Genomic DNA, 11142 nt, shown 5'->3' with positions numbered 1-11142 from the left:
GGGACATTTTCCTTTGTGGTATATTAGGACATTATCATAAATGGTTCATAATTTTTCAAATTTTTTTGAAAATTAGTGTTGACATTTGACTGAATGTGTTGTATTATAATCAAGCAGTCGCGAGAGAGCGATTGAAACATAAGAAATGCAGGAGTGGCGGAATTGGCAGACGCGCAGGCTTCAGGTGCCTGTGGTCGCAAGATCGTGTGGGTTCAAGTCCCATCTCCTGCATTATTTTTTTTCTTTTGTTACGAATGCCAGAGTTGCGTATAAGGTTGGCTGTGAGGCACAGGATGTCTCTTTTATTCAGACTCGGATCCAGTAGCTTTTTTCTGTTGTGCAATTTTTTTCAGCACAACAGAATTTTTTTTTGCTCATATTTTGTTGAAAAAAGCATTTTGCTATGATACAATTTTGAAGATTTAGGATAAAATAAGAAAGAAAATGACATAAGAAAGGGAGATTGTATGAAAGCATTTCTGATATTAGAAGATGGCCATGTATTTACAGGAACCAGCATTGGTTCTGCAAGGGAAGTCATCAGTGAGATTGTTTTTAATACTTCCATGACCGGTTATCTGGAAGTAATGACAGACCCGTCTTACGCAGGACAGGCGGTATGCATGACCTATCCATTAATAGGAAATTACGGAATCTGTTATGATGACCAGGAATCCACCAGACCGTGGATCGACGCATTTATCGTACGTGAATTATCCCGTGTTCCAAGCAATTTCAGAAGCGTTGATACCATTCAGCATTTCTTGACTAAGCATGATATTCCTGGAATCGCAGGAATCGACACCAGAGCTCTTACCAAGATCCTCCGTGAGAAAGGTACCATGAACGGTATGATCACAGTGGATGAAAATTATGACTTAAACGCAATTCTCCCCAAGTTAAAAGCATATACAACTGGTAAAGTAGTGGAAAAAGTAACCTGCCGTGAGAAAGAAATCCTTCCTGGAAATGGCCCGAAGGTAGCCCTCATGGATTTTGGTGCGAAACGTAATATTGCCCGTTCCCTGAACAAGCGCGGATGCCAGGTAACCATTTATCCGGCTCTTACACCGGCAGAGGAGATCCTTGGAGATCATCCAGACGGAATCATGCTCAGCAATGGCCCTGGAGACCCGAAAGAATGCACTTCTATTATTAAAGAAGTAAAGAAACTTTACGATTCCGATGTTCCGATTTTTGCAATCTGTCTTGGACATCAGCTGATGGCACTTGCAACAGGCGGAGATACCTATAAGATGAAATATGGTCACCGCGGTGGCAACCATCCGGTAAAAGACCTTACAACAGGCAGAGTTTACATCTCTTCCCAGAATCATGGCTACGTAGTAGATGCCAAGGACCTTGAGGAGAAAAATATTGCTCATCCTGCATTTGTGAACGTAAACGACGGAACAAACGAAGGAATGGCATACGTTGGAAAGAATATTTTCACTGTACAGTTCCATCCGGAGGCATGCCCGGGACCGCAGGATTCCAGTTACCTGTTTGACAGATTTATGGATATGATGGGAGGAAATAAATAATGCCAAGAAATAAAGACATTAAAAAAGTACTTGTTATTGGTTCAGGTCCGATCATCATCGGCCAGGCAGCAGAGTTTGACTACGCAGGAACACAGGCCTGCCGTTCCCTGAAGGAAGAAGGTCTGGAGGTTGTTCTTCTGAACTCCAATCCGGCTACAATCATGACAGATAAAGACATTGCAGACCGCGTTTACATCGAGCCTCTTACCGTAGAAGTGGTAGAGCAGCTGATCCTGAAAGAGAAGCCAGACAGCGTTCTTCCTACTCTGGGCGGCCAGGCAGGTCTGAACCTTGCCATGGAGCTGGATGAGAAAGGCTTCCTGAAAGAGCATAATGTAAGACTGATCGGTACCACAGCCCAGACCATTAAGAAAGCTGAGGATCGTCAGGAATTCAAGGATACCATGGAGAAAATCGGTGAGCCGGTTGCAGCTTCCAAGGTTGTTACTACGGTGGAGGATGGTCTTGCATTTACCAATACCATTGGCTATCCGGTTGTTCTTCGTCCTGCTTACACCCTTGGCGGAAGCGGCGGTGGAATTGCCCACAATGAATACGAGCTTCGTGAGATCCTGGAGAATGGTCTTCGTCTTTCCCGTGTTGGAGAGGTTCTGGTAGAGCGCTGCATCGCCGGCTGGAAAGAAATCGAGTATGAGGTAATGCGTGACAGTGCAGGAAACTGCATCACTGTCTGCAACATGGAGAACATTGACCCGGTTGGTGTCCACACAGGAGACTCCATCGTAGTTGCTCCGTCCCAGACTCTTGGGGACAAAGAGTACCAGATGCTCCGTACCTCTGCCCTGAACATTATCACAGAGCTTGGAATCACAGGTGGATGTAACGTTCAGTACGCACTGAAACCAGACAGCTTCGAATACTGTGTTATCGAGGTTAACCCTCGTGTAAGCCGTTCCTCTGCACTTGCAAGTAAGGCAACTGGTTACCCGATCGCGAAGGTTGCAGCGAAGATCGCACTTGGATATACACTGGATGAGATCCCGAATGCCATCACTGGAAAAACATACGCAAGTTTCGAGCCGATGCTTGACTACTGTGTCGTTAAGATTCCGAGACTTCCATTTGATAAATTTATCACAGCTAAGAGAACCCTTACCACTCAGATGAAAGCTACTGGTGAGGTTATGAGTATCTGCCATAACTTTGAGGGTGCTCTTATGAAAGCAATCCGTTCCCTGGAGCAGCATGTAGACAGCCTGATGTCCTACGATTTTACACAGCTTACAGATGAGGAACTGCTGGATGAGCTGGCAATCGTGGACGACCGCAGAATCTGGAAGATTGCAGAAGCAATCCGCCGTGGTATGCCGCAGTCCATGCTTCATGACATTACCCAGATCGACATCTGGTTCATTGACAAGTTGGCAATCCTTGTTGGAATGGAAAATGCCCTGAAGACCAGAAAACTTACCAAAGAGCTTCTTCTGGAAGCAAAACGTATGGAGTTCCCGGACTACATTATCGCCCGCCTTACAGGCAAAACAGAAGAGGAAATCAAAGCTTTCCGCGCAGAGGCTGGTATCAAAGCCGCTTACAAGATGGTTGATACCTGTGCCGCAGAATTTGCTGCTGCCACTCCGTATTACTATTCTGTATACGGTGATGAAGGAACAGAGAATGAAGCAATTGCCACACCAGATAAGAAAAAAATCCTGGTACTTGGCTCCGGCCCGATCCGTATTGGACAGGGTATTGAGTTTGACTTCTGCTCTGTACATTGTACCTGGGCTTTTGCAAAAGAAGGATATGAAACTATCATTATCAACAACAACCCGGAGACAGTAAGTACTGACTTTGATATTGCAGACAAGCTGTATTTCGAACCTCTTACACCGGAAGATGTTGAAAATATTGTAAATATTGAGAAACCGGACGGAGCAGTTGTTCAGTTCGGCGGACAGACAGCCATCAAGCTGACAGAAGCCCTTACCAAGATGGGCGTGAAGATCCTTGGAACATCTGCTGAGAATGTAGATGCTGCAGAGGACCGTGAGCTGTTCGATGAAATCCTGGAGAAATGTCAAATTCCGAGACCGAAGGGACACACTGTATTTACCGCAGAAGAAGCGAAGAAAGCAGCAAATGAGCTGGGCTATCCGGTTCTGGTTCGTCCTTCCTACGTACTTGGCGGACAGGGCATGAGAATTGCTGTAAGCGATGAGGATGTGGAAGAGTACATTGGTGTGATCAACCAGATTGCACAGGAGCATCCGATTCTTGTTGACAAGTACCTGATGGGAAAAGAAATCGAGGTTGATGCCGTTTGCGATGGCGAGGACATCCTGATTCCTGGTATTATGGAGCATATTGAGCGTGCCGGAATCCACTCCGGTGACAGTATTTCCGTATATCCGGCAAGAACCATCAGCGAGAAAGCCAAAGAGACTATTGCAGAGTACACCAGACGTCTTGCAAGAGCACTTCATGTAGTGGGTATGATCAATATCCAGTTCATCGTTCTTGGGGATGATGTATATGTAATCGAGGTTAATCCACGTTCCAGCCGTACCGTACCTTACATCAGCAAGGTTACCGGAATCCCGATCGTACCGCTGGCAACCAAGGTAATCCTTGGATACAAACTGAAAGATATGGGCTATGAGCCTGGTCTTCAGCCAGAGGCAAAACACATTGCCATCAAGATGCCGGTATTCTCCTTCGAGAAGATCCGCGGCGCTGATATCAGCCTTGGACCGGAGATGAAATCTACCGGTGAGTGCCTTGGTATTGCAGAGACCTTCAATGAGGCTCTTTACAAAGCATTCCTTGGAGCTGGAATTCGTCTGCCGAAGTATAAGAACATGATCATGACTGTAAGACCGGAAGAGCAGGAGGACGCTGTACCGATCGCTAAGAGATTTGAGGCACTTGGATACCGCATCTATGCCACAAGAGGAACAGCCAATACTCTGAAAGAGCATGGTGTTAAGGTGATCCGTACCAACAAGCTGGAGCAGCCTGCACCGAACCTTATGGACTTGATTCTTGGTCATAAGATTGATGTGGTTATTGATATCCCATCCCAGGGTGTTGAGCATCAGAAGGATGGTTTCGTGATCAGACGTAATGCTATTGAGACAGGTGTAAATGTTCTTACCAGCCTCGATACTGCAGAGGCTCTGGTAACAAGTCTGGAAAACACAGATGCTAACAAGCTGAGCCTGATTGATATTGCGACTATCGCAAGAAGGTAATAAACACGCTCTAAGATATTAAACAAAGGTTACTGTTCACTCCGTTCACAGTAACGCGCTTCGCGATGCACAGAAATCATGCATTCGCATGATTTCGCGCCGCAATTCTCGGGTTTTCTGTGAACTTTGTTCACAAAAAACGCCTCGCGGAACGTTACCAGTGAACAGTAACAAACAAAGGCTAAATTTTGCGAAAAATGCAAAATACAAGTTTACGAAAGCAAAGTTGTGTAATATACTAAAGAGGACGGAGAAGTTCAGGTCTCCGTCCTCATTTTGTTGAAGTTAGAAAGGGGTAGAAATGGATATTATCGAACTTTTAAAGGTAATTTTCCTGGGTATTGTTGAGGGAATTACTGAGTGGCTCCCTATCAGCAGCACCGGGCATATGATCCTGGTTGATGAATTTATTCATCTGAATGTTTCACAGGATTTTATGGACGTATTTCTGGTTGTGATCCAGCTTGGAGCCATCCTTGCAGTTGTTGTTTTGTATTGGAATAAGCTGTGGCCTTTTTACATAAAGAAGCTTCCAAGAAGAACCCAGATGGCTATTGCGAAGAAGCCCAAATGGGCACAGGTGATCCTGAATTTTGTGGAGCGCTTCTGCGATAAAGAGAAATGGGTGCTGTGGTTTAAGATTGTGGTAGCATGTCTGCCGACCATTGTGATCGCACTTCCGTTTGATGATTTCATTGAAGAACATTTTAATAACTATGTGGTTGTTGCCATTGCACTGATCGTCTACGGTGTTCTGTTTATTATTGTGGAAAACTATAATAAAGGCAGAGAGCCGCAGTGCACAAGTCTGGAAGATTTATCTTTCAAGACGGCGTTTCTCATCGGCTGTTTTCAGGTGCTTTCCGTTATTCCAGGAACATCCAGATCTGGTTCTACCATCATTGGAGGAATCCTGGTTGGTACTTCCCGTACCGTTGCAGCTGAGTTTACCTTTTTCCTTGGAATCCCGGTTATGTTCGGAGCCAGCTTTTTGAAGATTGTGAAATTTGGTTTTGGATTTACCGGTACAGAGGTGCTGATCCTGGTGATCGGTATGGTGGTAGCGTTTGTAGTTTCTATCCTGGCAATCAAGTTCCTAATGGGCTATATCAAGAAACATGATTTCAAGGCATTTGGATGGTACAGAATCGTACTTGGTGTGCTGGTTCTGGTTTACTTTATTGGCAAGATTTTACTGGCATAAATTACATATAAGAAATTTCGGCGCCAGCCTGCAGGGGAAAATCTGCAGGCTGGCGTTTTTGCTATTTAATGTGTTGAAAAGTTCTTCAGGAGGGACGCATTTGGACAATGTGTATTACTCACTCGCCGGCGCAACGCTCCAGCGAACTAATCGCTAACTGCGACTAATGCGTTCGGGAGAGCCCTCACGCATAAGTCTCCGTAAGCGCTGGATTTCGCTTACGCTAAGAGCGCGCCTGAAATGGCTCGCTGGAGTAATACACATTGCCCAAATGCTGTGTGTCGGCTGGAACTGAGGTTATTTAGGAACTTTTAACGAGGGGGAGGGGAAGTGATTGGTTTCCCAATACTTTCTTGACAATGATAGATTAGGTAAAACCAATAAAGTTGCGAAGTATCAACCAGCTAAATGGGGTATCGAAGACACATAAAATAATATGTCAAGTTTTTGTTTGCAAAACAACCCTTAAAATGTGCAAATACTTCATAGAAATTGTAAAAGCCGCTTATTTCCGGCAAGTTTCCCATAAATTTTCGTTTCCGATACAGTATAGGGAAACCAGTCACTCACCCTCTCCACCTGTCGAAAGTTCCTACGCACAAATAAGTCCCAGCCAGTACACTGCATTCGGGCAATGGTGATTGCTCTAGCGAGCCATTTCAGGCGCGGTTTTAGCGTAGGCGAAATCCACTGCTTACGGAGACTTAATCGTGAAGGCTCTCCTGAACGATTTAGTCGCAGTTAGCAGTTAGTTCGCTGGAGCGTTGCGCCGGCGAGTGAGCAATCACCATTGCCCGAATGCGTCCGCCTTTAACAACTTTCAACACATTAAATAACAAGTTAAGGTATTTTCTTGTATGTGAAAATAGGCTATAATATAAATAATTCAAGCAAAGTAAACGAGGTGTACTATGGGAAAATATATAATGGCATTGGACCAGGGAACTACCAGTTCCAGATGTATTTTATTTGATAAAAAGGGAAATATGTGCAGCGTAGCACAGAAAGAGTACAAACAGTATTACCCGAAGCCAGGCTGGGTGGAACATGATCCGAAGGAAATCTGGTCCTCCCAGATTTCAGTGGCTACAGAAGCCATGAGTAAGATCAGTGTAGATGCAGAGGATATTCACGCTATCGGAATCACGAATCAGCGAGAGACTACGATTGTGTGGGATAAGAAGACAGGAGAGCCGGTTTATCCGGCAATTGTATGGCAGTGCCGCAGAACAGCTGATATGATTGAGAAGATGGAAAAAGACGGCATGTCAGAGTTGGTTCGAAAGAAAACCGGTCTGATTCCGGACGCCTATTTTTCCGGAACGAAACTGAAATGGATCCTGGATCATGTAGAAGATGCCAGAGAGCGTGCGAAGAATGGGGAACTTCTCTTTGGAACAGTAGATACCTGGCTGATCTGGAAATTGACAAAAGGGAAAGTTCATGTGACGGATTACACCAACGCTTCCAGAACCATGCTTTTTGACATCCATGAGAGAAAATGGGATAAAGAGATTCTGGAATACCTGGATATCCCAGAGTGCATGCTGCCGGAAGTGAAGCCAAGCAGTTGTATTTATGGTTATACCAATGAGAACCTGATTGGGGGCAGAATCCCAATTGCCGGGGCGGCAGGAGACCAGCAGGCAGCTCTTTTCGGACAGTGTTGCTTTGAGTCAGGTGATGTAAAGAATACATATGGTACCGGCTGCTTTATGCTTATGCATACAGGAGATAAGGCAGTAGAGTCAAAGAACGGACTTCTTACCACCATTGCAGTGAAAGCAGACGGAACACCGGGATATGCCCTGGAGGGAAGTGTTTTCGTGGCAGGTGCTGCTATTCAGTGGCTGAGAGACGAAGTGGGAATTCTGGAGAGTTCCCCGGATTCTGAGAAATATTGTCTGTCAGTGCCGGACACAAACGGCGTATACGTGGTTCCTGCGTTCACAGGTCTCGGTGCACCATACTGGGATCAGTATGCAAGAGGCGCTATCCTTGGTCTTACCAGAGGCGCAGGAAAATCTCATCTGGTGCGTGCCACGGTAGAGTCCCTGGCCTATCAGGTACACGACGTTCTGGAAGCCATGGAGAAGGATTCTGGCATTGATCTCAGCGCCCTCCGCGTAGACGGTGGCGCCAGCGCCAATAACTTCCTCATGCAGTTCCAGGCTGACCTTCTCGACACTCAGGTAGTCCGCCCTAGCTGCATCGAAACCACCGCCCTTGGCGCCTCTTATCTTGCAGGGCTCGCCACCGGTTTCTGGAAAGACGCCTCCGAAGTAAAAAGCAACTGGCAGATCGGCCGTCAGTTCACCCCACAGATGACAGAAGAGGAGCGTAAGAAGAAGCTGAAAGGGTGGAAGAAGGCTGTGAAGTGTACGTTTGAGTGGGCGAAGGATGAAGAAGAATATAAGTAAAAAATGCCACATAATCAGGAATTTATTTTTACACTTTACAATAAACGTGTGATTTAAAATCCACTTTAACATGTATAATAAAGAAAATAGATCTGACCATAGAGCAATTTCAGGTTTCCCAGAATCTCCTTTCTGCTCTATGGACAGTCTTTCAAGAAAGTAGCATTTACTTTGATCAAGACAGTTACTTTGAATAGGAATCAGCAGCTGACAGAAGAACAGAGTCGGCAAATTGAAAAAGCCACTAAAAGAGAAATTGTTAAGTTAAAAATGATTGTTTAAGAGGGGGAATTTTATTCTGCTTTCTTATACTTAATATAATTCACCACCATCATCGCTAACTTAAACGTTAACGCATCCTCAAAGGTTCGGATATCCAGCCCGAATTTTTTCTGCAGCTTTTCGAAGCGGTACACCAGTGTATTTCGGTGTACGTAAAGCTGTCTGGAGGTTTCGGAAAGATTCAGGTTGTTTTCGAAGAAGGTGCGGATGGTAGCGAGTGTTTCGTCATCAATAGAATCCAGAGTTTCTTCTTTGAAAAACTCATCGATAAACATCTCGCAGATCTCCACCGGCAGCTGATAGATCAGGCGACCGATTCCAAGACGGTTATATCCAAACACATTCTTGCCAGTATAGAAAATCTTGCCCACTTCTAAGGCAGTACGTGCTTCCTTGTAAGCATCCGGGAGCTGCTTCAGGTCATCTGCAATATTGCTGTAGGAAACCCAGGCGGAAGTCATGGCCTCTGTATTCAGCATGTCCACCAGCATATGGGCAATATCATCCAGATCGGAATAATCCTCAGAAGGCTGGAGTTCACGGAGAATAATAATTCCGGAATCGTCTATAGCAGTAATAAAATCTCTTGTCTTAGCTGCAAAAATATTACGGATGGTAGCCAGGGCATTTTCGTCCTTGCTCTGTTTGGTCTCCACCAGGAAAACAGCACGCCGTACAGTGGTTGTGATATGAAGCTTTTTCGCACGGTTAAAAGCGTCTACCTCAGAGTAGGAGCCAAGGAGAAGATTCTGCATAAATACGTTTTTGTCGCTCTTTTCCATGTAAGCGGTAAGCAGGCTCTCAATCTGGCAGACTGCCAGTTCCCCGATAGTGGAAGCGGCCTCCGCATTTCCCCATACGATCAGGACATATTGAAGCTGGTGACTCTCTGTCACTTTATACAGCCGGCAGTTCATATTGGAAATACACAGCACCTCATCTTCCTTAAATTCTTCCAGTTTCTCTTCGGAAGGAAGGGCTCTATCGCAGGTGCTGATATAAATGGTGTTATCTAAATTTACAAGGCAGAAATCCAGATGACTGATATTCTTCCAGTCTTCCAGACATTTCTGGAGAATCTGAAGTAATTTCATAGGTGTGCTCCTTTAGTAGAAAAGTAATAAAGTTTGCTCAAGGTGTGCGTACACACGAAGCGCGTCCGGCGTCTGTGGCTTGGACTTGCTAAGTGTCCGGGTGTGCATTCGCACTAAATTCGCACTGCACCTGTGGGCTTACGCTCATTAAGTGCTCATAGTATACCACAAAAAAGCCCCAGGGGAAAACCCCTGAGGCCTAACTAAATTCATTCTTCTAAATATTAGTTGCAGATAGTAAGCTCTGTCTCTTTATCAAAGAAGTGAGATTTCTCCATATCGAATGCGAATTTGATTGTATCGCCTGTCTTGGAGTTTGTACGAGGATCAACTCGTGCTGTAACCTGAGTTCCGTTTACATCGAAGTACAGGAATACTTCAGCACCAAGAAGCTCATAAACTTTAACTGTAGATGTCATTGGAACGCTTGGAGAAGCTTCGATGAACATCTGAGAATCATGAATATCCTCTGGACGGATACCAAGAACAACTGTCTTGCCAACATAACCGCCGTCTTTCAGAACTTTCGCTTTTGCTGCTGGGATAACAATGTCATACTCACCAACTTTAGCAATAAGGTCGCCGCCTTTTTCAGCAATCTGAGCGTCAAGGAAGTTCATCTGCGGGGATCCCATGAATCCTGCAACGAACAGGTTGCCTGGCTGCTCATAAAGGTGCTGTGGTGTATCAACCTGCTGAACAACACCATCTTTCATAACAACGATTCTGGTACCAAGGGTCATAGCCTCTGTCTGGTCATGTGTTACATAGATGATTGTTGCGCCCAGTCTCTGATGGATCTTGGAAATCTCGATACGCATCTGAACACGAAGTTTAGCATCCAGGTTGGAAAGAGGCTCATCCATAAGGAATACCTTAGGATTACGAACGATAGCACGTCCCATAGCAACACGCTGTCTCTGTCCACCGGAAAGAGCCTTAGGTTTACGATCAAGAAGTTTCTCAAGGTCAAGGATTCTGGCTGCTTCTCTAACAGCTTTGTCAATCTGATCTTTCGGAACTTTACGAAGTTTCAGACCAAATGCCATGTTATCATATACTGTCATATGAGGATACAGAGCGTAGTTCTGGAAAACCATTGCGATATCACGGTCTTTCGGCTCTACATCGTTCATAACCTTGTCACCGATTTTTAATGTACCACCGCTGATCTCCTCAAGACCTGCGATCATACGAAGTGTTGTAGATTTTCCACATCCAGATGGTCCAACGAAGATGATGAACTCTTTGTCTTCGATTTCAAGGTTGAAATCTTTAACTGCCTGGAAACCATTCGGGTAAGTTTTGTTAATGTGCTGTAATGATAAGCTTGCCATGATTTTTCCTCCAAATTTCTAAATTAATTATTATAATCAAAATTGT

General features: G+C 45.0%; 6 protein-coding genes and 1 tRNA gene. 5 read left to right on the top strand and 2 right to left on the bottom strand.

Going from position 1 to position 11142, the window contains the following annotated elements; translation table 11 throughout:
• Positions 1-147: 147 nt before the first annotated feature.
• The 5 genes from LIZ66_RS13925 (at position 148) to glpK (ending at position 8383) form a co-directional block, all read left to right on the top strand.
• Positions 148-231 (top strand) — tRNA-Leu (locus tag LIZ66_RS13925).
• A 236-nt stretch (positions 232-467) separates the two neighbouring features.
• The gene (locus LIZ66_RS13920; RefSeq protein ID WP_118584285.1) at positions 468-1544 is read left to right on the top strand and encodes a carbamoyl phosphate synthase small subunit; all 1077 of its coding nucleotides are present in this window, start codon (positions 468-470) and stop codon (positions 1542-1544) included.
• Positions 1544-4759 (top strand): carbamoyl-phosphate synthase large subunit, encoded by a 3216-nt coding sequence (gene carB / locus LIZ66_RS13915; RefSeq protein ID WP_227200926.1) that lies wholly within the window; start codon positions 1544-1546, stop codon positions 4757-4759. Before LIZ66_RS13920 ends, carB begins: the two co-directional genes overlap by 1 nt.
• A 301-nt stretch (positions 4760-5060) precedes the next feature.
• On the top strand, positions 5061-5963 hold the full coding sequence (locus LIZ66_RS13910) for an undecaprenyl-diphosphate phosphatase (RefSeq protein ID WP_227200927.1): 903 nt from the start codon (positions 5061-5063) through the stop codon (positions 5961-5963).
• A gap of 911 nt (positions 5964-6874) precedes the next feature.
• The gene (glpK, locus tag LIZ66_RS13905; RefSeq protein ID WP_227200928.1) at positions 6875-8383 is read left to right on the top strand and encodes a glycerol kinase GlpK; all 1509 of its coding nucleotides are present in this window, start codon (positions 6875-6877) and stop codon (positions 8381-8383) included.
• A 293-nt stretch (positions 8384-8676) separates the two neighbouring features.
• On the opposite strand, the gene LIZ66_RS13900 is transcribed toward glpK, so the two are convergent.
• Positions 8677-9759, bottom strand: coding sequence for a PucR family transcriptional regulator (locus LIZ66_RS13900; RefSeq protein ID WP_173735058.1), 1083 nt, complete (start codon positions 9757-9759; stop codon positions 8677-8679).
• A 224-nt stretch (positions 9760-9983) separates the two neighbouring features.
• Positions 9984-11096 carry an ABC transporter ATP-binding protein gene (locus LIZ66_RS13895; protein WP_118582627.1) on the bottom strand — a complete coding sequence of 371 codons (1113 nt, stop codon included), beginning with the start codon at positions 11094-11096 and terminating at the stop codon, positions 9984-9986.
• Positions 11097-11142 lie beyond the last annotated feature (46 nt).

It is taken from the genome of Blautia faecis (assembly GCF_020554845.1).
Classification (GTDB): domain Bacteria; phylum Bacillota; class Clostridia; order Lachnospirales; family Lachnospiraceae; genus Blautia_A; species Blautia_A faecis.
Note: the sequence above shows the minus strand (reverse complement) of the source record. Positions and strands in the feature narration are given on the sequence as shown.

Bases quoted from the DNA above. Each gene is read 5' to 3' on its own strand.
- LIZ66_RS13900 (WP_173735058.1), bottom strand. From the start codon at position 9,759: ATGAAATTACTTCAGATTCTCCAGAAATGTCTGGAAGACTGGAAGAAT.
- LIZ66_RS13895 (WP_118582627.1), bottom strand. From the start codon at position 11,096: ATGGCAAGCTTATCATTACAGCACATTAACAAAACTTACCCGAATGGT.
- carB (WP_227200926.1), top strand. From the start codon at position 1,544: ATGCCAAGAAATAAAGACATTAAAAAAGTACTTGTTATTGGTTCAGGT.
- LIZ66_RS13920 (WP_118584285.1), top strand. From the start codon at position 468: ATGAAAGCATTTCTGATATTAGAAGATGGCCATGTATTTACAGGAACC.
- glpK (WP_227200928.1), top strand. From the start codon at position 6,875: ATGGGAAAATATATAATGGCATTGGACCAGGGAACTACCAGTTCCAGA.
- LIZ66_RS13910 (WP_227200927.1), top strand. From the start codon at position 5,061: ATGGATATTATCGAACTTTTAAAGGTAATTTTCCTGGGTATTGTTGAG.